Source organism: Chitinophaga pendula (genome assembly GCF_020386615.1).
Classification (GTDB): domain Bacteria; phylum Bacteroidota; class Bacteroidia; order Chitinophagales; family Chitinophagaceae; genus Chitinophaga; species Chitinophaga pendula.
On the sequence record NZ_CP077769.1, the window covers coordinates 2,503,600 to 2,530,082 of the forward strand.

Annotated in this window: 1 protein-coding gene (running past one end of the window); it reads left to right on the forward strand. The window is 48.4% G+C overall.

The features are described 5' to 3' along the window. Positions 1 to 26,483 carry the 5' portion of a non-ribosomal peptide synthase/polyketide synthase gene (locus tag KTO58_RS09190; RefSeq protein ID WP_225860158.1) on the forward strand. It continues 7,906 nt past the right edge of the window, so the window shows 26,483 of its 34,389 coding nt (coding positions 1-26,483); the start codon lies at positions 1 to 3; the stop codon falls past the right edge of the window.

Genomic DNA, 26,483 nt, shown 5'->3' on the forward strand with positions numbered 1-26,483 from the left:
ATGGACACAATGCGGCAACCTTCCACACTGTCGGAAGTACTGATCCATGTCTGTCATCAGCAGGACAGAGGTATTACCTTTATTACAGGTGCACAACAGGAAGATTTTCTTTCTTATCATCATCTTTACAAACATGCATTATACTGGCTGGGATACTTTCAGCAGCAAGGCATGCAGCCTGGCGATGAACTTGTACTTCAGATAGATGATAACCGGATCTTCCTTGAAATATTCTGGGCTTGTATATTAGGTGGTATCATCCCTGTGCCGTTGACGATAAGTTATCACGGAGAGAATTCGCAGAAACTGTTCCTGGTAGCAGAGACATTGCATTCGCCGTACCTGGTAATAGACCCATCTCATAAGGAGAAAATGATCGTGCAGGCTGCTGAAGCAGGACGGCCATTGCATCAGTATTTCCGGCAGGTATTACCCGGTGGGGACCAACAGCGGGGAGAGATAGAAGGGAGTATTTGCCCGCGTACACCGGATGATATTGCCTTCCTGCAGTTTTCTTCCGGCTCTACAGGCCAACCTAAAGGCGTTACATTACGACATAGTAACCTTGTTCATAATATTCTGACGGCCCTATCTGCTCATGGCTGTACAAGTGAGGACCGTCACCTGAGCTGGATGCCCCTGACGCATGATATGGGGTTGATCGGATTTCACCTGTATCCGATGGCAGCAGGTACGCAACATTTCCTGTTGCCGACTTCTCTATTTGTGAGACATCCGTTACTATGGATGGAGAAAGTAGCTGCACACCGGGTTACGATCACCTGTTCTCCAAATTTCGGGTATCGGTATTATCTCAATCAATTCGACGCCACGAAGGCGGCCGGGCTGGATTTGAGCCTGGTAAGGATCATTTTTAACGGTGCTGAACCAGTATCGGCTGCGTTGTGCCGGGAATTCAACCAGACCTTGTCAGCCTGGGGACTGCATCCCGGTGCTCTCAGGCCGGTATATGGGCTAGCGGAAGCAACGCTGGAAGTTACTTTTCCCCGTCAGCAAAAGCCGTTCAGGAGTGTATTTGTAAAACGGAGCGAGGTACTCACCGGGCATATCGTTCATCCAGTGCAGAAAGTAAAGGCAGCTGAGCAGCAAGCGTGGATGGAGATCGTAGGTACGGGTATCGCGCTCGATGGTATGCATATACGTATAGGGGATGAAAAGGGAAAACCTTTACCGGAAGGATATGCAGGTGTTATATTCATTAAAGGCGATAGCGTTACGAGAGCTTACTATAATAATGAAAAAGCTACCCGGTCAGTAATAGGGCAGGATGGATGGTTGAATACGGGAGATACCGGTTTTTTATTGGAGGATGAATTATATGTTGTCGGCAGGGTAAAAGATATCATCATCATAAACGGGATGAATATCTACCCGCATGATGTGGAGCAATGTGTAGAGCAGCTGGATGGATTTGAAACCGGTAAGGTAGTTGCTTGCGGGGTAACAGACCCGGCAACCGGCTCAGAATCATTACTGGTGTTTGTATTAAGCAAACAACCAACCGACAAGTTCATCCCTACCGCAGGTAAGATCAAAAGATGGATTGCTGCAAAACTTGGGCTGGAGGTGAAACATGTAATACCTGTGAGGAAGATTGCAAAGACCACCAGTGGAAAGGTCAAACGTTATCTTTTTGCCAACGAGTATTCCCAGGGAACTTATGATGATATTGTTGCAGTGATGACAGCCTCCACCGTGCAGAAAAATCCCGTTGAAGCCACTGCTTCTGTGCATTCGCCGGTTGCTGCCGGTATCGCTGACTGGATGATAAAATGGATACAGCAGCATCTTGGATTACCTGCCGGCGAATTGGATGCATCTTATACATTCAAGGCTTCCGGAATGACCTCTCTGCAAATGGTGACACTTGCCGGAGAGCTGGAAAAGCACTTGGGTGTGCAAGTGGATAATACAGTACTGTTCAGTTATCCAACTATACAGGCATTGGCAGAATATCTGGTTAGCGGTAATGCTGCCGGTCCGGCGCCTGCTGTTTTGCCAGGAAGAAAGCCATCTGCCGATATGCGTATCGCTGTGATTGGAATGGGATGTCGTTTGCCAGGAGGGGTCTATTCTCCCGAGGATTTCTGGCAGTTATTATCCCAAGGAAAGGATGCTGTCGACAACATACCCGTGGAAAGGTGGGAGGTAGATGCGTATTATGCTTCATCCGGTGTAACCACCGGTAAGATGTATACAAAGGCGGGAGCTTTTATCGGTGGTGTTGATCAGTTTGATCCTTCTTTTTTTGGGATTTCTCCTAAGGAGGCGGCGGCAATGGACCCGCAGCAGCGTTTGCTGCTGGAAGTATGCTGGGGTGCATTGGAACATGCTATGCTGGATCCCTTGCAATTACGCGGGAGCAATACCGGTGTTTTCGTTGGGATGGGTACCGACGACTATCAACATCTGGTGGCCCGGCATACATTACCTGATTATTTTGAGGATGCCTTTAGCAGTCTGGGATTAGAGCGGAGTATTGCGGTAGGAAGGATTGCATACCTGTTAGATTTTCATGGTCCTGTACTGCAATTGGATACTGCCTGTTCTTCTTCCTTACTGGCGCTTCACCTGGCTTGTAAAAGCCTTCTATTGAAGGAATGCGACCTGGCATTAGCGGGTGGGGTCAACCTGATGCTGACACCGGAAACGACAATTAAACTGTGCAATATTCAAGCCTTATCTCCCACAGGACGCTGCAAAACATTTGATGAGGCGGCAGATGGATATGTACGAGGAGAGGGAGCTGGAATTGTGGTGTTGAAGCGATGGGAAGATGCTATGGCGGATGGAGATACCGTGCTTGCTGTGATCAGGGGATCTGCTGTTAACCATGATGGTATGAGTAATGGGTTAACGGCACCTAATGGGATTGCACAACAACAATTGATCCGCCGGGCATTAGAAGATGCAGCCGTAACACCTTCCGATATTCAATATGTGGAGACCCATGGTACCGGTACGAAACTGGGAGACCCGGTGGAGGTGCAGGCACTAAATGCCGTATATGGAAAAGATAGGGCAGATCATGCTCCCTTATATCTAGGCGCATTAAAATCCAATATAGGACACCTGGAGGCAGCCGCCGGTATTGCCGGTTTCATCAAATCAGTGCTTTGCCTGCAGCATAAACAGCTGCCGGCTAATCTGCATTTTCATAACCCCAATACCTACATCGATTGGAAGCACCTGAAAGTACAGGTATTGGACCGTTTGACCGAATGGCCTGCCGGCAATGGCTCCCGAAAGGCAGCTGTGAGTGCGTTCGGACTGAGTGGAACCAATGTGCATGTTGTATTGGAGGAGGCCGGAATTTCAGGCGCCCGGTCAGCTGTATTACCGCAGGCCTTACCAGCTTATCCCTTGGTTATCACTGCCAAGACGCCTGCAGCTTTAAAGGCAGCGGCACAGCGATATATCGCCTATCTGGAAAACAACCCCAATAGTTTGGCTGATATTGCCTATAGCAGTGTCATCACACGGAGCCAGTTCAATTATAGATGGGGGATAGCTGCCCGTACGAAGGACGATGCTTGCCAGGCATTGCGTGCCTATCTGGAAGGTGGACCTGCTTCTTATATCATTAATGAATCTGCACAAATACAAGGCGGGAAACTGGTCTGGTTATTTACAGGACAAGGAGCACAATATTGGGGAATGGGGAAGGAGCTGTACCAGCACAACCAGGTGTTCAGGGAGGTACTGCAACGATGTGACGCGTTCCTGCGGACTAAATGGAATCTTTCGCTACTCCATATTTTGTACGAAGGGGATAGCGAGAGCGGCAATGAGCTGTTAAAGCAAACCCGATATACACAGCCGGCTTTGTATGCGCTGGAATGCGCGTTGGCAGAGATGTGGCGTTCATGGGGGATCATGCCGGAGATCGTAGCAGGCCATAGTGTTGGTGAATATGCTGCTGCATATGTAGCCGGTGTTTTCTCATTAGAAGATGGTTTAGAGCTAATACGTACCAGGGCTGAATTGATGGACGCACTGGAGACACCCGGAATGATGGCTACTATTTTTACAGATGCTGTTACGGTAAAAGACGTGATGGGTACTGATAATGTATCGGCATCTATCGCAGCTATTAATGGACCGGCATTGACGGTTGTTTCGGGCATCCGTACGGAGGTGCAGGCGTTGATGGCTGTTTTCCGTAAACGTAATATCGGCGTGAAAGAACTACAGGTTTCCCATGCTTTCCATTCTCCGCTGATGAAACCAGTGATAGCCTCATTCCGACAGATAGCTGAGGGTATTACGTTTAGTAGTCCCAGGTTGACATTGGTATCCAATGTAAGTGGTATGACCATTGGTGAAGAGATTGCTACAGCTGCCTATTGGTGCCGGCATATCCTGGAACCAGTCCAGTTCTCAAAAGGAGTACACAGCATCATCGATGCGGGAGGCGATCTTTTTATGGAACTTGGACCACATCCCAATCTCCTGGCAATGGTGCAGCTGACACATCCGTTGCCTCCATCGCAACTATTACCCGTAATGCAGAAAGAAGATGCCGGCTGGGCTACTATGTTAAAGTCTTTGCTCGGACTGCATGTACACGGTACACATATCAACTGGCCTGCCTTATATAGTGAAGGAATCTATCATAAAGTAGCACTACCAACTTATCCTTTCCAGCGTCAGCGGTACTGGTTGGATATTCCTCGTTTTAATCAACTTCCTGCTGACAATGTGATAAAAAGCACGGATATGTCAACTAATGCAACGAATTCAGGTAATCATACACAGATATATTCTTCGCTGGCAGATATTTTTGGTCAGCTATTAAAGATGCCGTCAGCGTCAATAGACCGACATGCCAATTTTCTCGAAATGGGTGCTGATTCACTGGTACTGGCTGGTGTCGTACGGCGGATAGAAAAGAGTTATGGGGTCTCTTTTACAATGAAACAACTATTTGAAGAGTTGAATACCCTTGATCGTATGTCAAAATACATTGCCATGCAGTTGCCCTCAGAAGAGGAAACGGTTATTCCTCCGGCTGTTGAAGTGAAATCCATCCTTCCACCCACTACGACATTGCCTGATATAGCCGTTAATCATAACGGGCAATATTCCTTATTGCAGCGACATCTGGCTGTTATGGAACAGCTGATCCAACTGGAACGGCAGCAGGCGAGTACGCCGGTAAAGGCTGTACAGGACAGCAAAGCAGGAGATACGCCGCGTATGTCCGTGAAGCCGGATAAAGCAGCCGCGAGACCGTCGATTTTTCCTAAAATAGAAACGACTGTAGGGGCCAACAATTATAGTCCCCGGCAACAGCAGTACCTGGATGATTTCATTGCCCGCTATGTTGCAAGAACCCAGGCCTCTAAATCAGCAGCGCAGTTACATCGGTCTGTACTGGCAGATAACAGGACGTCGGCGGGGTTCCGGCTTTCTACCAAGGAGCTGGTATATCCTATTGTAGCCGATACCTCCTATGGCGCCCGTATCAAAGATATAGATGGCAATGAATATATCGACCTGGCGATGGGATTTGGAGTAGATCTGTTAGGGCACTGTCCGGAAGTAGTTATGCAGGCTTTAAGCAAGCAACTGGAGAAAGGTTTTCAGCTGGGGCCGCAGACAACTATGGCAGGTAAAGCAGCCGGGTTGATAAGTGCATTGACTGGTATGGAGCGGGTGAGCTTTCATAACTCCGGGACAGAAGCTGTTATGACAGCTATACGGCTTGCCAGGACAGTAACCGGCAAACAGAAGATCGCTGTTTTCGCTGGTTCTTACCATGGGCATTTTGATGGTACATTGGCCACTGCGGATTTACCGGCAGGGGAGCATGGCGGTATTCCTATGGCACCCGGCGTAACGGACAACAATGCGGCAGACGTATTGATATTCGACTATCAGCATCCGGATGTGGTCGATCAGATACGGATGTACGCGGAGGAACTGGCGGCCGTATTGGTGGAACCGGTGCAAAGCCGGCGCCCTGGCTATCAGCCACGGGCATTGTTGCAGGCACTCCGGAATATGACAGAGGCAGCAGGTATCGCGTTGATCTTTGATGAAATGATCACCGGTTTCAGGATACATCCCGGTGGTGCGCAGGCATACTTTAACATCCGTGCGGATATCGCTACCTATGGTAAGATAGCTGGCGGCGGGCTTCCGATAGGGATCATTGGTGGTAGTGCCCGATATATGAATGCCTTGGATGGTGGTATGTGGCAATATGGAGACCTATCTTATCCGGCGACGGATACGACCTTTTTTGCCGGTACTTTCTGCAAGCATCCGCTGAGCATGTCTACCACTATTGCGTTGCTGGAAGAGCTACAGAGAAGAGGACCTGCCTTGCAGGAACGTTTGAACGAACGGACAGCCTACCTGGTAAAGGCTATCAGCACCTTGTTGAAAGAGCAGGAAGTACCAATGCAGGTACAGCATTTCGGTTCTCTGTTCTATTTCACCTTTACCGGCAATATGGATCTGTTCTTTTACCATTTGATCCATAAGGGTATCTATATTTGGGAAGGACGTACCTGTTTCCTGTCAGCAGCTCACACTGATGACGATATTGCACATATACTAAAAGCAATAGAGGACAGTATTAACGAATTACAGGCGGCAGACTTTCTGCCAACTCCGGCCAAGTCACGTATAGCTGCAGGTACACTACCTCCTATACCTAAGGTGCAGCCTTATCCGGCCGATATACCGTTGTCTTACAGCCAGGAGAGGTTGTGGTTTATTGATCAGTTAGAAGGTAGTATCCAGTATCATCTTCCGGTAGTGCTGAAATTCAGTGGCCAGCTTGATACAGCTGCGCTTACGAAGGCGCTGAAGCATATTGTAGCGCGCCACGAGGCACTACGGACTGTGATGCTATCGAAAGACGGGAAAGCTTTTCAGCATTTATTGCCTGCAGCCGACTGGACCTTACAACTGTCGGAAGATAGCGACATAAATATCGACTCCGAAACATTACAGGCATATATCGATTCGCTGGTACATGTTCCTTTTGATCTTTCGCAGGATTATGTACTCAGGGGACAATTGATAAAGGTCGGAAGGGATATACATATACTGGTATTAACAGTACACCATATCGTGTTTGACGACTTTTCTTCGCATATCCTCTTCAGGGAGTTGGTGGCCTTATATGAGGCTTTCTCTACCGGTTCGGTTGATCCGCTTCCACCGCTGGCCGTTCAGTATGCGGATTATGCTATCTGGCAACGTTCTCCGGTAGTTAACACGGTCATGGAGGAGAAGCTGGGCTATTGGCGGAATGTACTTAATGATATTTCGCCGTTAGCACTGCCTACTGATTACCCACGTCCTGCTATACAGCGTCCTCGGGGTGCAGTAATAGTAACTTATATCGACAATACACTATCAGCAAATGTACAGCAGTTTGCCCGGCAACACCGGTCTACCTTATTCATGACGCTGTTGTCCGTATTTAAGGTATTACTTTACCGGTACAGCGGGCAATCAGATATCTGTGTAGGAAGTGCTATAGCCGGAAGACAGTTGGTGGAAGTAGAACCGCTGATAGGTTTTTTTGTCAACACGATGGCATTACGTACAGACCTTGCCGGAGAACCAGACTTTTTAATACTTTTGGAGCGTGTAAAACAAGTGGTGTTAAGTGCATCTGCTAACCAGGAGGTACCCTTTGAAAAAGTAGTAGACGCAATATTGGATGAGCGGGATATGAGTCGTAACCCGCTGTTCCAGGTGACTTTCATCCTGGAAAATATTCCTTCACTGCCAGCTATTAAATTGGGGGATGTAACGCTCAGCAGGGTATCTACCAGCCGTACCACCAGTATGTTCGACCTGAGCTTGTCTGCGAGGGTGGAGCCGGAAGGTCTGCGACTGGAAGCAGAATACAGTACGGATATATTCAAGGCCTCTACTATTAGCAGGATGCTTGAGCATTATAAAACATTGCTGGCTGCCATCCTGAAATCACCTGCACTGCCGATCAGTCAGCTACGTTTGTTAAGCGACGAGATGGAGCAAGAGTTGCTGGTGGACTTTAACCCAGTTGACAATCGTATTACAGGATCGGCATCTCTGACTATATTGGATGATATCGCGTGGCAGGCAGTCAACCATCCTGAACGGATGGCGCTTGTCCAAGGAGTGATGCAGGTTAATTATGCCACCTTGGACGCACAAGCTAATCAGCTGGCTCATTATCTGGTAGCGAAAGGGGTAAAGCAAGAGACTATCGTACCGGTCTGTATGGAACGCAGCATTCCACTGATGGTGTGCCTGTTGGCAATATGGAAAGCTGGAGGTGCTTATCTGCCGATAGACAGCCGGTATCCTGCAGAGCGGATTGCCTATATGCTAGCGGAAGCGGATTGCCCGTTGATACTTACAACACATACTTACCGGGAATTGTGCAGCACGCATGGTGGTACTTCCGAAGTCATTTGTATGGAAGATATTAACGAATCTCTGTCCAAACTACCTTTGAATTGCCCTGCCGTGCAGTATGATGCTGATCAACTAGCTTATGTGATTTACACTTCCGGTTCTACCGGCAGGCCTAAAGGGGTGATGATCACTCATAAGAATGTATACTGTCTCACCCGCTGGCATCATGACGTTTACCAGGTGCATGCAGACAGCAAAGCGACTGCGATGGCCAGTATTGGTTTTGATGCATTTGGTTGGGAAGTATGGCCTTATCTTTCGAAAGGAGCGGCGATCTACCTGCTGACGGACGATGAGCGATTGTCAGTCGAAGACGTGACTCATTATTATACTGCAAGAGGCATTACGCATAGTTTTGTTGCCACGGCATTGGTATCTTCCATTGTACAGGCTACTCGGGGAATCACTACATCCTTGACTCATCTGCTCACTGGTGGGGATTACCTGCCTGCCCAGGACATTACAGGTTTGGATTACCAGCTGGTCAACAATTATGGGCCTACAGAGAATACGGTAGTAACCACCTGGCATGTATTAACGACTGCTGATAATAATACCATACCATATATCGGTAAGCCTGTATATAGCAGTACGGTATATATACTTGATGATAAACTATCCCTCACTGCTATTGGCATTGCCGGGGAATTGTGTGTAGGAGGAGATCAGCTGGCAAGAGGATATCTGAGACAACCTGCTTTAACAGACCGTGCGTTTATCCCTCATCCTTTCAGGCCCGGAGAACGGTTATATCGTACCGGTGACCTGGCCCGTTGGACGGAGGATGGTAATATTGAGTACCTGGGAAGGGTAGATGAACAAATTAAGATAAGAGGATATCGCATTGAGCCTGGTGAAGTAGAAGCTCTGCTGACGCAGTGTCGTGGTGTGAAACAGGCGGCCGTGTTAGCCAATACGACTAATGGGCAGGATAAACAACTGCTGGCCTATTATGTGCCGGATGAGGCCTTATTAAGACAAAAAGAGGAAGTGCTCTATGTGCGGCAGGCGGGTAGCTGGAAGGAGTTGTACGAAACGGAGTACAGTCGTCCGGAAACAGAAGGTTTTGCTGTGGATGATGATTTTAACATCACGGGATGGAATGATAGTTTTACGGGGTTGGCTATCCCACCTGCGCAAATGAAAGCCTGGCAGACAGATATTGTACAGACCATATTGTCACTTAAGCCCGTTGATGTACTGGAGATTGGATGTGGTACTGGTTTGATCTATTACCAGATAGCGCCTCATATTGGCAGTTACACAGGCACTGATATATCAGAGACTTCTGTACGGCAGATCAGGCAACGCGTTGAGAGTGATCCCGGGAAATATCCTGTTACCCGGCTGATCGCAATGCCTGCACATGAACTTACTGTTGACATCATACAGCCGGTAGATGTTATTGTGATCAACTCAGTGATACAATATTTTCCGGGAGAAGGTTATTTAACGGGTGTGATAGAAAAATGTCTGGCGTTCCTGAAACCAGGCGGCCGATTGGTTATTGGTGACGTCAGGGATCTTCGTCTGCTGAAGGCCTTCAAAAGCAGGCTGGTACTGCCTAATTTGGCAGCAAAGACTAATCTAGCGGAGACGGAGTGGGCCATAGAGCAGGCCTGGATGAAGGAGGAAGAATTGTGTATCTCTCCTGTTTATTTCCAGCAATTGCAGGCTACCTTTCCAGCTATTTCCAATGTTTGCATACAATGGAAACAGGCTGATTATGTCAATGAGCTGAGTCTTTACCGGTATACTGTTGTCATAGAGACCGCAACTACAGGACAAGTTGTACGATACGAATGGATCCCCTGGGATGAGCGGAGAGCCGAGACTACGGCGACCGCATTATTGACGGGGCAGCTCTTTGCATTCAGTGGCGTTCCTAATCCGCGTTTGTACAGAGAACGTATGTTGGCAGCATCGTGGGAAGACCCGGCGATAAGAAATGCAGGAGAGTTGGCTGCTGGCATGAATAGCAAAGATACCTATATGGCAGCTGTGGAGCAGCTTATTCTCCAGGCAAGGCAATCTGGTTACGATCACCGGATGTTCCTGCATGAAGACCCGCTGAAAGTGTACCTGCTGCTGACGAAAGATCCTTTGGCAACCGTCACAGCGATACCGAGTGCCTTCAAAGCAGCATCTGTAACACCCGTTACAAATATCCCGCTGTTCACAGACATTTGTATGCTACTCAAGGAGGAACTAAGAGCCTCCTTGGAAGCATCCTTGCCTTCCTATATGATGCCGGCAGACCTGATCCCACTGCGATATATCCCGATTACCAAAAATGGCAAGGTCGATCGCAAGTTTCTGGCCAGCCGGGAATATCATATACAGGATACCAGCAACTCCGTCGCAGCTACCAATGATACAGAACAGCTGTTGACTGATATCTGGCAAAGACTATTGGGAATTTCAAGGATAAGCATACACGACAATTTCTTTAAGCTGGGGGGACATTCCCTACTTGCCACGCGGGCGGTGTCCGCTATCCGGCAGGCTATGGACGCGTCACTTACCGTGAAAGATTTTTTTGTGTATCCTACTATTGCGCAGTTATCGAAGCATCTGTCGAAAGATACAGCAGTGAAGTTACCACCCATTATACCCAGCCTGCGTCCTGCGCATATTCCATTATCGTATAGCCAGGAACGCCTTTGGTTCCTCGACCAGCTGGAGGGCAGCATAGCCTACCATGCGGCGGCAGCTTTTAAGGTGCATGGAGTAGTGAACAGTCAGCTATTGGAACAGGCATTGCAAACGATCGTATCCCGTCATGAGGTGTTAAGGACGGTCATCATTGAGGAAGATGGCGGCGCTTACCAACGCGTAATGCCGTCTGACAGATGGAAGCTGGACAGCATAGCTATACCTGCTGTTGATAACGTGCCGGAAACGGTCAGGACCCTTATACATACGCCTTTCGATCTTTCCACCGCCTATATGCTGAGGGCATGCCTGATACAACCCGCTTCAGGAGAAACCGTACTTTTCCTGATGATGCATCATATTGCATCCGATGGTTGGTCTGTGGCGATTCTTATCACAGAGCTGATCAGCGCCTATAATGCTATTGCCGCCAGGGAAGTAATGCAGCTGCCGTCCTTACCGATCCAGTACGCAGATTTTTCCATCTGGCAAAAGGGATATCTGTCCGTGCTGTTTTCCCGGCAGCTGGCATATTGGGAAATACAGCTGGCAGGGCTGCGGCCGCTGGAGCTGCCGGTAGATCAGTCTCGTCCGTTACAGCAAAGTAATCGTGGGGACACCTGTTCGTTCCATATAGACAAGCAGCTGATGGTAACGCTGCAGGAGTTGTGTATCGCAGAAAACGTCACACTGTTCATGCTGCTGTTGTCTGCCTTTAAAGTACTTATGTACAGGTACAGTGGACAGACAGATATCTGTGTAGGGACTTCTGTAGCAGGAAGGACACAAATAGAAACAGAGCCGTTGATTGGCTTTTTCGTGAATATGCTGGCATTGCGGAGTGACCTTTCAGATAATCCTGCTTTCGGCATGTTACTGCAGCAGGTAAAACGTACTACGCTGGATGCTTTCGAGCACCAGGACCTACCTTTTGAGAAGGTAGTCGAAGCGGTTGTAAAAGAACGGGATACCAGCCGGACACCACTGTTCCAGGTATTGTTTGTATTACAAAATACACCTGCGAGATCTGCCTTACGGTTAGGGGAAGCTATCCTGGAAGAGCTGCCTTTGGTACATGCGACAGCCAAATTTGATCTGGAACTCAATGTCACGGAGCAGCCGGATGGCCTTTGTTGTGAATTTGAATATTGTACTGATCTCTTCCATCGCGATACTATAGAAAGGCTGATGCGTCATTACGAGCAGCTGTTATGCGGTATTACCCAAGGGCTATCTCAACGGATAGATGATCTGCCGATACTACCAGCAGAAGAACGCTCACTGATACTTACCTCTTTTAATGATACGGCCAAGGATTACCCCGCTGAGACATTGATCAGTCTTTTCACACGGCAGGTTACACTTACACCTGATCATATTGCTGTCATTTTTGAAGAGGAGCAGCTTAGTTATGTGGCGCTGGACCGTAAGGTGAATATGCTGGCACATTACCTGGTGGATTTAGGTGTCAGTCATGAGATGCCTGTGCCTGTTTGTGTGGATCGTTCTCCACGAATGATCATTGGTATATTGGCTATTATGAAAGCAGGGGGTGTTTATGTGCCAGTAGATCCCACTTATCCTGCTGAACGTATCCGCTATATACTGGAAGATACGGCTGCTACCGTTATGCTGACGGATAGTAGCAGCCATTTACAGCTACAGGATTTTGCTGCTGAGGTGAACCTTGTTATAATTGATGCCGAGCGTACTACACTGAATAATTATCCGGTATCGGCTCCTGCTGTTAATATACTACCGTCGCAGTTAGCTTACATTATTTATACTTCCGGCTCTACCGGTCAGCCTAAAGGGGTAATGAATGAGCAAGCAGGTATTGTGAACCGACTTTACTGGATGCAAGATTACTTCCGCCTGACGGAAACAGATGCGGTATTGCAGAAGACAACGTTCTGTTTTGACGTTTCTGTATGGGAACTATTCTGGCCCTTGTTGACGGGGGCGAAGCTGGTCTTTGCAACTCCGGATGGGCATAAGGATGCACGTTACCTACATGATACTATCCAGCGATATGATATTACTACCTTACACTTTGTGCCTTCGATGCTGGGTTTGTTCCTGGAGTTTGCTACAACAGGCAGCCATCCCGGCCTGCGCAGGGTAATATGTAGCGGTGAAGCATTGGGAGCGGAGCAGGTACAGCAGTTCAGTGCATTGTATCCACATATCCCGCTTTATAATCTTTATGGACCTACTGAGGCAGCTATTGATGTAACCTGTTGGGAGGCAACGGCGGGTTATTCTTATGCTCATATGGTACCTATAGGTAAACCTATTGCCAATACGCAGCTCTATATACTGGATGCTCACTTACGGCCGGTGCCGGTAGGTGTGGCCGGAGAGCTCTTCATTGGCGGCGTACAGGTAGCCAGGGGATACCTGAACCGGGAGGCGCTAAACCAGGAACGTTTCCTGAAGGATCCGTTCCAGGCAGCGGGAAGTGGCCGTATGTATCGCACGGGCGATCTCTGCAGATGGTTGCCGGATGGGAATATCGTCTATCTCGGCAGATTGGATGACCAGGTAAAGTTACGCGGGTATCGTATTGAACCCGGTGAGATAGCACAGGCATGTATTCGTTCCGGATATGTTAAAGATGCTTTTGTAGCAGTAAGGACAACGGTGGAAGGTGATGGCCGGTTGATTGCTTATATAATACCGGAAGCCATCTATAATGAAACGAAACTGTTGGAAGTATTGCAGGGACAGTTGCCTTCATATATGCTTCCTGCGGCCTTCGTAACGCTTGAACATTTGCCACTGACTGCTAATGGTAAAGTAGACAGGAAAACACTTGCTGAGTTGGATGTAGTGCAAACGCAAGCACCAGCTTATGTAGCACCACGGAATGAATTGGAGCGTACTATCGCCGATATCTGGGAGTCTTTACTGGATAGGTCAGATATAGGTATTTATGATAACATCTTTGCTATAGGGGCGCATTCTTTGCTGGCTATGCGTTTTATATCACTGTTCCGTAAGCGCCGGGCTATCGAACTGCCAGTACGGACGGTATTTTCACATCCAAGTATTGCGCAGCTGGCGGACGCGGTACGTGGTGATAAAGGTGTGGGGCTTTTACCACCTGTTGTAGCTGCCGTACGGCCAATGCGAATTCCGCTGTCCTATAGCCAGGAACGTTTATGGTTCATCGACCAGTTAGAAGGAAGTATCCAATATCATATCCCTGCGGTATTGCGGTTGAAAGGCGCCTTGAATGAAAAAAATCTGGTGGCGTCGTTGCAGGCGATAGTTAACAGGCATGAAGCCTTGCGTACAATTGTCAGGACAGATGGTGAATATACCTGGCAAGAGGTATTACCGGCGGGAAGCTGGGAACCGGTAGTTGTATATCCGGATCTATCTGTTGCCGGAAAAGAACAGTCCCTGATCAATACTTATCTGCAACAGGCATTCGACCTTGGTAATGATGCGCCTATACGGGCATGGCTATTGGCGGTGTCACCAACTGAACAATTGCTGGTAGTCGTTATTCACCATATTGCAGCAGATGCCAGGTCTGCGGAAATATTGATGGAGGAATTTGCCGCTTGTTATAATGCCTTGTGTTCCGGCAATACGATGTCATTGCCAGCGTTGTCTGTACAATATGCGGACTATGCTATTTGGCAGCGGAACTATTTGTCAGGCGTGCAGCTGACGGCACAACTTTCCTATTGGAAGCAGCAGTTGTCAGGTACCTCCCTACTACAGCTACCATTGGATCATCCCAGGACAGATCTGGCGGGAAGGCCAGGTGCGAGCCAGGTATTCCGCTTATCAGCTATTTTGATGCAGGAATTACGGGAGCTGGCGCAGGCCAAACAGGTAACGATGTTCATGACATTGCTGGCTGCCTATAAATTATTGCTTTACAGATACACCGGACAGGAAGACATCTGTGTCGGCAGTACTATTGCCGGAAGGAATGATGAGGCGGTTACCCCATTGATAGGGTTCTTTGCCAATACGCTGGCGCTGAGGACACAGCTGGGAGGCCAACCATCTTTCTCTGAGCTGTTACAGCGCGTAAAGGAAACGATGTTAGGCGCCTATGATCATCCTGATACTCCATTTGAAAAGATAGTAGAAGTTGTCGTGACAGAGCGTGATACGAGGTACAGTCCGTTATTCCAGGTAATGATAGAAGTACAGGAGGCTATCAGTACTGCTGCTTTTGATGCCGGAGGGATATCGATCACCCAGGAGACCTATGAGCAGCCTAACGCCAAATATGACCTTACGCTTTTCCTGGAAGAAAACGAAACAGATTGGGAAGCCAGGATAGAATATAGAAGCGACCTGTTCGACGCCGATACTATTGCGAGAATGGCATCTCATTTTGAACAACTCCTGCGGGCTGTGGTAACAGCGCCAGATACTGTCATTGCCAGATTGCCGATGATGACAGAGGACGCTTTATCTGCCGTTACCCAAGGATTTAATACCGGTAGTAAACGACCGCTCCCTGCTGAAAGTATACTGCCATTATTGGCTGCACAGTTCAAACGATATGCCGGGAATACCGCTTTGATTGCGGCTACCGGAAAAATGAGCTTTGGGGAGTTAGACCAACGTTCTAATCAGCTGGCGCATTATTTAAAAGGGCAAGGTGTGACAAAAGGGATGCTGGTACCTGTTTGTATGGAACGCAGTATAGACCTGATCGTTTCCCTGACAGCTATTCTGAAAGCCGGAGGAGCTTATGTACCTATCGACCCTGATTATCCTGCTGCACGTATTACTTTTCTGTTGGAAGATGTGGCAGCCAGCGTGGTAATATGCAGTGAATCGGCATCGACCCACCTATCCCACGGAAATTATACCCTTGTTATTCCAGAATCGATAGCTGATCTGTTATCGTTTTATCCCATTGGTGCTATTAATGAGTGGCCTGTTGCCAACCAGGCGGCTTATGTCATCTACACATCTGGTAGTACAGGGCAACCTAAGGGAGTATTGGTAGAGCATGGTAGCCTTGTAAACTATCTATGTAATGAAAAGACACACTATTTAGACCCGTTATCTGATAATAATGGCAGCTTTGTGCATTTCTCATTCACCTTTGATGCTTCCCTGACTGCTTTATTCATGCCTTTGCTGGGAGGTAAGTCGATCGTATTGGGCAGTAAAAAAGCGGCATCGGTATTTGAAGATCCACTTTTCCGGGAACATGCCCCTTATGACTTTATCAAACTGACGCCGGCACATATGCCTTTGCTCGCCCGTGCGATAGATGAAAATGATAGGTTATTCAGCCGGAGGTTGGTAGTGGGTGGAGAGGCGCTGGAGGTCAGTCATTTTCAGTACTGGTTGGATCATCAGTTGGCGGTAGAGATCGTCAATGAGTATGGCCCGACAGAAGCTACGGTAGGTTGCAGTACCCATCGCTTTTATACCCATGCCTTATCAGCGGAAAATAGACAAAATATTGCTATAGGAAGGCCTATAGATAATGTGCAGTTATATGTATTGGATAATGAGACGCAGCCAGTGCCGATCGGCGTCTTCGGTGAATTATACATAGGCGGCGACAGCCTGGCCCGTGGATATCTCGGACGGCAGGACCTCAATGAATCGCGATTTTTAGCTCCACCTTTTCCTGTAACAGGTAGTCAGCGTATTTATCGCACTGGTGATATTGTACGCTGGCAGCCCGACGGTAGCCTCGAATATGCAGGCCGTGCAGATGAACAGGTGAAGATAAGAGGGTATAGAATAGAGCTGGCTGAAATTGAATATACGCTTAACCAGTATGAAGGTATAAGTCAAGCGGTGGTGCTGGCCCGTAAGGACAGCGCCGGCTACCAGCAATTAGCAGGCTATGTCGTACCTGAGATAGCCGGGAGTATTGATAAAGAAGATATCTATACCTTTCTCCGGTTGATGTTGCCGGAACATATGATCCCATCTCAGCTGTCCCTTGTTGCGTCGCTGCCGTTAACAGCTCACGGTAAGATCGATAAACAGGCGCTGTCCAAGTTCTCAGGAGAATCTATTGCAGACGTAGGTTATACCCCACCGGATAGTCCTATGGAAGCCGTGATGGCGGATATCTGGGCGACCTTGCTTGAGCTGGACCGTATCGGTGTCCATGATAATTTCTTTGAAGCAGGCGGACACTCGTTGTTAGTGATACGACTGATATCTGCTGTCAGAAAAACGTTAGAAGTAGAATTGGAAATAGGGGATGTGTTTGACTATCCCACCATATCCAGGTTGACTGCTTTCCTGCAGCAAAAGAAAGTAAAAGTACTGTTACCCTCTATTGCTGTTGTTACAAGGCCCGACAAGATACCGCTTTCTTACAGCCAGGAACGGCTTTGGTTTATTGACCAGCTGGAGGGAACTATTCAGTATCATATGCCGATGGTCTTGCGTGTGAAGGGAACAATAGACCTTTTATCATTGGAACATGCCTTCCAGGAGATCATTAACCGGCATGAAATATTACGGACAATATTATTGCAGGAGGATGGTGTTGCTTATCAGCAGATATTGGAAACAGGGAGCTGGCGATTGGCGAAGGGAACAATCCCAGCAGATATAGCTACTGACGTATTCATTCAGGAGTTGATTGCCAGACCCTTTGATCTTGCAGCTGACCATATGTTGAGAGCAGACCTGCTGGAAGCGGCACAGGATGAGTGGTTACTAGTGATCGTAGTGCATCATATCGCTTCTGATGGTTGGTCTAATGGCATATTAATAAAAGAACTGGTATCGCTATATGATACCTTCTCCCGGCAGCAGTCACCGGCTTTGGCGCCACTCACCGTTCAATATGCAGACTATGCTATCTGGCAGCGTGATTATCTAAACGATACGCTATTGAATAAGAAACTGGCTTATTGGCAGCATTTGCTGACGGATACAACGGTCTTGCAGTTACCACATGATTATACAAGGCCGCTGCATCCCGGTACCAAGGGTGCTATGTATCAGTTACGTTTAGACCGGACAATGACGGAGCGTCTTTATCAATTGTCCCGGGAGCAGGAATGTACGTTGTTTATGACTTTGCTGGCTGCCTTTAAGGTATTGCTTTACCGTTATAGCGGGCAGACAGACGTTTGTGTGGGAAGTGCGGTGGCTGGCAGGGCACAACAGGAAGTAGAGGGGCTGATCGGATTTTTCGTCAATACGCTGGCCCTGAGAAGTGATCTGAGCGGTGCGCCATTGTTTACCGAATTATTGCAGCGTGTAAGAAAAACGACACTGGCTGCGTATGAGCATCAGGAGGTACCATTTGAAAAAGTAGTGGATACGGTTGTGACAGAAAGACAACTTAATCTACATCCGGTCTTCCAGGTCATGTTCATGTTACAGAACACACCACCTGAACCTGTCATTCGTCTGGGAGCCGCTTTGCTAACGCAGGAAGATATTGCTCATGCCACTACACTATTTGACCTGAGTGTCTCTGTAAATGAAGATAGTGAGGGACTGGCCATCTATGTGGAATATAGTGTGGATCTTTTCAAAGAAAGTACGATAGCTGGCATGATGTCACATTATGCGCAACTGCTGGAATCGATCCTTTTGGATACGAAAACCCCTATCGACCGCCTGGCGATGCTGAATAAAGATGAAACTGCATCCCTGCTGTCGGCCAGTACTTCGCGTCGTGCAGATTACGGCGGGCAATTGTTTCCGGGAGTCTTTGAACGCGTGGCGGTTAAGCGTGCCAGTGCTGCAGCTGTTGTATTTAATGATACTACGCTGTCGTATGCGCAGTTAGAGCAGCGTGCTAATCAGCTGGCTCATTATCTGGTGGGTAAAGGTGTGGTAGGGGAGGAGCTGGTGGCTATCTGCCTGGATCGTTCGGAGCGAATGCTGATCGCTTTGTTGGGGGTGCTGAAAGCGGGGGCGGCCTTTGTACCGATCGACCCTGCTTATCCGTCTGACCGGAAGGCGTATATGCTTTCAGATTCGGGTTGCCGATACCTGATCGGAGAGTCGGACAGTGTATCAGGTCTGGAAATACCTGGTAGTGTGTCTGTACTGATCTTGTTGGATCAGGATACGTCAGCTATTGCAGCTGGTCCTGTTGTTCCTACCGGTGTATCGATTAGCGTGGAGCAGCTGGCTTATGTTATTTATACGTCTGGTTCTACAGGTCAGCCTAAAGGGGTGATGATCCCGCATGGATCGTTATCGAACTTTTTACATTCGATGTGTGATATACTTGGTACGGATGAAAGTTGCCGTTTGTTGGCGGTAACGACATTCTGTTTTGATATTGCGTACCTGGAATTTTTCCTGCCCTTGTTAAGCGGGGGTACGGTGTTGGTGTCGAGTCGCTCGGGCGCCTCGGATGCTTACCTGTTAATGGATCAGTTGTCTCAATACCGGCCAACGCATATGCAGGCAACACCAGCGACATGGCATATGTTGCAGGAGAGTGGTTGGGAGCGGCCTTTGTGGCTGGAGGTGCTGGTAGGGGGCGAGGCCTTACCCTGGATTCTGAAGGAGCAGCTGACGGCCGGCGGCGGTTGTATATGGAACGTCTATGGTCCGACGGAGGCTACGATCTGGGCCAGTATTAAGGCGCTGTATCATGGAGATGCGGTGACGATCGGTCAGGGATTGCACAATACGCCGCTCTATATACTGGACGAGGCAGGAGGTTTATGTCCGCCGGGAGTGATCGGAGAGATCTGTATAGGAGGTCCGCAGGTGGGTCGTGGTTACTTGTACCGGGAGGATTTAAGTGCCGGTCGATTTGTATCAGACCCCTTTTTAAGCGGCGGTCGTCTGTACCGTACGGGGGATTTGGGTCGATTGCATTCAACAGGAGATATCCAGTGTCTGGGTCGTAAAGACGAGCAGGTGAAGATACGCGGATACCGGATAGAGCTTGGAGAGATTGAAAATGTCTTGCAGCGATGTCCTTTTGTGAATGAGGCTGCAGTGATTATCCCTGCGACACAAGGAGGACTTAACGACAGATTGGTAGGTTACTATGTACCTGCGATGTCCTATGTCGCAGAGAAAGCACCTGCCTTATATGAACAGCAGACAGCTAGCTGGAGGGATATTTACGATGAAGAATATATCGCTTCTGTGGCAGGTGACAATATTGATGCTGAGTTTAATATTTCTATCTGGAATGACAGCTTTACAGGAGAAGCTATTCCGGAAGCGGACATGCGCGAATGGGTGCACGATGCGGCGCATACAATTTTGTCTTTATCGCCCGATAAGGTACTTGAAATAGGTTGCGGTACGGGTTTGATCTACTATCAACTCGCGCCCTATATCAGCCATTATACCGGAACTGATCTGGCTGCCAGTTCGATCAAACAGATACAGGCATATATTGCCGGAGAGCCACAGCGCTTCCCTGCAACAACGCTATTGGTAGGGCCTGCACATGAGGTAAGGAATATCGCGATTCCGGATGTTGATGTGATCGTTCTGAATTCTGTGATACAGTATTTTCCCGGAGAGGCTTACCTGACAGATGTTATCAGACAAAGTGCAGATCAGCTGAAGGGAACGGGACATATTGTGATTGGTGATGTAAGGGACCTGCGGCTGTTGTCATTGTTCCACCTGCGATTACAGTTGGTGCAGGCAGGAGATAAAACGGACATGAGGGAGTTGGAATGGAGAGCGGATCAGGCAGTAATGGTAGAGGAAGAACTTTGTGTTGCGCCCGGTTATTTCTATACACTGATGAAGAATATACCTGCTATCAGTGCTATATCCATCAACTGGAAGAATGTAAGTAGTGTTAATGAAATGTCGCTATACCGGTATACGGTTGTTATCAGTGTAGGGAAGCAGCCAGCTGCTTTTGCACCGGCCTGGTCGAACTGGTCTGCATTACAAGACCCGGAAACGATATTGGAGCAACAGCTACTGTCAGGAATGCCGGTGATTGCATTTAGTCATGTACCTAATCCCAGGCTTACTTATGAGCGGGCTTTACAGGAAGGAATGAGCCAGCCTGCTATTCTTCATGCGGGGCCTTTGAGAGCGTACATTAAGGGGCGTACCGGCCATACGGACCGGCTGCTGGCTTTGCTGGCATTAGCTAGCTCCAAAGGCTATCATTGCAGGCAGATAGTGGCAGCAGATCCACTGAGTATACATCTGTTGCTAAGTCTGGTTCCTATTGAAGGAGCGGTGAGTTTACCGGAGGATATTGTTCCGGAGGCTGTGACCACCAATATCCCGTTGTTTGCAGATATCAGTACTTTATTGCACCAGGAGCTGAAGGAATATTTACGTGCGCAGTTACCGCACTATATGATACCTGCAGAGCTCCATGCGCTACAGCAGTTACCTAAAACGCATAATGGGAAGAAGGACCGTAAGTTTTTATCGCTGCATACTATTACAAAAGGCAGCCAGGGGGGCATCTATCAAGCCCCTGAAAATGCACTTGAGCAGCAGATCGCGGATATATGGCAACGCTTACTCGGCATAGCGCGGGTTGGGATAACTGATCATTTCTTCGAAATGGGAGGGCATTCCCTGCTGGCTACCCGTGCTGTTGCTGCTATACGCAGTGTCGTTGTAACAGGGATAACGGTACGGGACATATTCAACTACCCGACTATCCGTGAGCTGGCAGCTCATATGGCAGGCAAAAAGACGTTGAACCTGCTGCCTCCGGTGACAGCCGAGATCAGACCATTAAGAGTGCCTTTATCTTACAGTCAGGAACGTATATGGTTTATTGACCGGTTGGAAGGGAGCGTAGCTTATCATATGCCTGCCGTGTTAACACTTAGGGGAAAGGTGAATATCACTCGGCTAGCAGTGGCTTTCCGCGAAGTATTGGTACGTCATGAAATACTGCGCTCTGTGATAAAGGAATCGGCGGGCATTCCTTATCAGCAGATAACAGATATCGGTGATTGGGCATTGGATGTGATCTGCGATGACAATTTGCAGGACGATGCAATGTTACAGGCCCGTATTGCTTCTTTGATCGCAGATCCTTTTGACCTGTCTGCAGACATGATGTTGCGTGCACATCTGCTGGTACGCGATACGGATAACTATGTCCTTGTAATTGTTATACACCACATTGCTGCCGATGCATGGTCTGCCGATATTTTTGTCCGTGAGTTGTTGGCGTTGTATATGCAGGAAGAAGGAGGTAAACAAAACATACTACCACCGGTGATGCTGCAATATGCGGACTACGCCATTTGGCAGCGCAGGCATCTGGTGGGAGATTTCCTGGAAAAACAGGTAAAATACTGGCAGTCCCGACTGGCGAATGTCACACCATTGCTACTCCCTACTGATTTTGAACGTCCGGTAATACAGGATAGCAGGGGTGCTGCTATCAGCACTTTTATTGATCAAACGCTGGTGACAGCATTGCAGGCATTGTCCAATGAAAATGGCAGTACACTGTTCATGACCTTGCTGGCCACCTTCAATATATTATTACAGCGTTATAGCGGGCAGGATGATATTTGCGTGGGTACGTCTATTGCGGGACGCGGTGCAGAAGAACTGGAAACGATGATTGGAGCCTTCATCAACACATTGGCATTGCGTACTGACCTGACAGGTGATCCTTCATTCATTACCTTGTTGCAACGTGTGAAGCATACTACATTGGATGCTTATGAGCAGCAGGATGCACCATTTGAGAAGGTGGTGGAAGCGGTGATCAAAGACAGGGATCTGGGGCGGCATCCATTGTTCCAGGTGCTATTCGAACTGCAAAATACGCCTGATATATCTGTGACGACACCCGCGGGATTAAGCATCCAACCGGAAGGTATACCGCAGGGTACTACACAGTTTGATCTGGCGGTATCCATACAACCATCTGCGGGCGGTCTCTATATTAATACTACGTATAGTACTTCCCTGTACAGAGAAGAGACCATACAGCGTATGATGCATCATTTCCGGCAGTTACTGCTGGCGGTGGTAGAAACGCCTATGCAATCTATAAGCACATTTACACTGTTAACCGAGGAGGAAAGAGCGACTTTACTCTATAGCTTCAACGATACGGCCCGTACATATCCTGAAGAACAATCAGTTTGCAGTCTGCTGGAACAGCAGGTGATACAATCTCCTTCGGCAATGGCTATTGTGTGTGGTGATGAGACGATCACCTATGGTGAATTATGGAGGCGTGTAAGCCAATTTGCTGCTTATTTATACAGGGCCGGCGTACAACGGGAGACGTTGGTGCCGCTCTACCTGGAACGGTCTATAGATATGATGGTCGCGATACTGGCCGTATGGAAAGCCGGCGGTGCATATGTTCCGGTAGATACTGCGGCCCCTTCTGATCGGGTGGCGTATATCATTGCTGAATGTGAGGCCGGCGTAGTGATCACTGTTGAAACACTGAGAGAACGGGTTGTCACTCTTGTATCTACAGTCATCACTATGGAAGACAGCTATAGTACTGCCAGCGATCTTGCTTCGGTGGAATTACCTGCGACGGAGGGGACGCAGCTGGCGTATATGATCTATACATCTGGCTCTACGGGTGTGCCTAAAGGCGTGCTGGTAGAACATCAGGGTATGCTGAACCATCTTTTCGCCAAGATAAACGACTTATCTGTCACTGCTGCCTCTATAGTCGGATTCAATGCCTCTTATACCTTTGATATCTCTGTATGGCAGATGTTTGCTGCCATTATATGCGGAGGACAAACGGTCATCTATAGAGAGGAATTAATATACGATCCGGCCTCCTTCCTTGAGGAGACGGAGCGGAGGGCAGTGACGATCCTGGAAGTAGTGCCCTCCTATCTATCGGCGATATTTCAAACTACCTCGCAGGTAGCTTTACAGCAGCTGCAATACCTGCTTGTAACAGGGGAAACGGTGCGGCGCTCTTTGCTGGTGCAATGGTTCCGTCACGACAAGTGGTCCCGCATCCCGGTGGTGAATGCTTATGGACCTACGGAGGCTTCGGACGATATTACGCACCACTTTATGTATGAGGCGCCCGTTGTGGATAATGTTCCGTTAGGCAAGCCGATCCAGAACCTGCGTATTTACGTTGTTGACAATATGATGGCATTGTGTCCTGTCGGTGTGGTGGGTGAAATATGTGTATCAGGTGTGGGTGTTGGAAGGGGATATTTCAAGCGTCCTGAGTTGACGGCGCAGAAATTTGTTCCGGATCCATTCTTCCACAGTGCACGTATGTACCGGACCGGTGACTTGGGGAGATGGCTGCCAGATGGCACAGTGGAGCATCTGGGTCGTATGGACAACCAGGTGAAAGTTCGTGGTTACCGGATAGAACTTGGAGAAATAGAACGTGTGATGACACAATATGAGGCTGTGCGGGCATGTGTGGTATTGGTTAAACACGATGTACAGTTATTGCCTTACCTGGTAGGCTATGTAGAAGCTGATGGAGTATTGGATAAAGCAGCCATGGCTGCGTTCCTGGAGACAAAATTGCCTGCGTACATGATACCCGGTGTATTCATGGGTCTGCAGGAGCTGCCACTTACCGCCAATGGTAAGATAGACCGTAAGGCATTGGCAGCCTTACCAGTGGAGGAAAGTGTATTGCAGCATGTCTATGTCGCACCCCGGAATCAGACGGAAGTGTTGCTAGCGGATAGCTGGCAGGAATTGCTGGGTGTAAAACAAGTCGGGGTATATGATCACTTTTTTGAGTTAGGTGGTCATTCACTGATGGCAACGAGGTTAATAGCTGCAGTTAGGAATGTATTACAGGTTGAGTTATCGGTGAAGGCGATCTTCCAATATCCCCGCTTGGCGGAATTGGCGACTTATCTACAGACGATGGCTGCACCTGCGCTACCACCGATCAGTACTTTTGAAAGACCGTCGAAGTTACCGTTGTCATATAGCCAGGAGCGGCTCTGGTTCATAGATCAGCTGGAAGGTAGTGTGCAATATCATTTGCCGGCGGTTGTCCGGCTGACCGGAGTGCTGGACTATGCTGCACTGACTATTGCACTTAAGACCATTATAACCCGGCATGAGGTATTACGTACTGTGATTGTCATGGGACAGGAAGGCGCCTACCAGGAGGTGCTGTCGCCAGACAACTGGGAGCTGTTGATCAGAGAAGGAAACGACGCTGATGAGCATTACATACAGGATGTGATAGCGGCACCCTTCGTGCTTGCTACAGATTATATGCTGCGTGCTCATCTGATCCAAAAAGAAGCGACCCTGCACGAACTGGTGATCGTGCTGCATCATATTGCTGCGGACGGATGGTCTACCGGAATATTTATCCGGGAGGTAATTGCCTTATATGAGGCCGCTGTCCTTGGACTGCAGCCAACATTACCGATACTGTCTATACAGTATGCTGACTATGCTTTGTGGCAGCGTACGCAGCTGGCTGCCAGCGTATTTGAGCAGCAACTACGCTATTGGGAGCAACAGCTTAGGGGTGTACTTCCCCTGAACCTTCCTCTTGATTATCCACGTCCGGCTGTGCTACAAGCTGATGGTGCATTGATAGAAGGACAATTAGATCTTGCGTTGACAAATGCCTTGCGTTCGTTGGCGCAGCGGGAAGGAGTTACACTATATATGCTACTGCTGGCAGCATTCCAGACGTTGCTGCACCGGTACAGCGGGCAGGAAGATATCGTAGTAGGTACACCGGTTGCAGGCAGATGGTCGAAGGAAACAGAGCCACTGATAGGGTTCTTTAACAATACGATCACCATGCGGAACCGTATTGATGGCTATCAGTCATTCCATACAACACTACAACAGGTAAAACATAATACGCTGGAAGCTTATGCTCACCAGGATGTGCCATTTGAAAAGGTAGTAGAGGCGGTAGCAAAAGAAAGGGACCTTAGTAGATCGCCTATTTTCCAGGTGATGTTCGTACTGCAGAATGTGCCTGCTGTACCGTTATCCCAAATGGGCGACGTACGGCTGGAACAGTTACCATGGCAGCAGGATAAAGCTCAATTTGAGTTGACATTGGCAATGGAGGAAAACGAGCGGGGATTATATGCCGGTATTTCTTATCGTACCGATTTGTTCCGGTCGGATACTATCCATCGTATGTTAGGGCACTTGCAGCAATTGCTGCAAGAGGTGGTGGAAAGACCGGCGGATACTGTAGGGCAAATCAATATACTAACGGCAGATGAAAAGCAGGTGTTGTCAGCTTTCAAAGGAGCCGAGGTTGTTTACCCATACGATACGATAGTTGCACTCGTGCAGGCACAGATAGCGAAAACGCCTGCTGCTATCGCCGTACAGTTTGAAGAAACAGTACTTACCTATGCAACACTGGATGAACGCAGTAACCAGCTGGCTCACTACCTGATAGCTAAAGGAGTAGGGGCAGAAGTGCTGGTGCCGGTATGTTTATACCGGTCCCTGGATATGATCATTGCGTT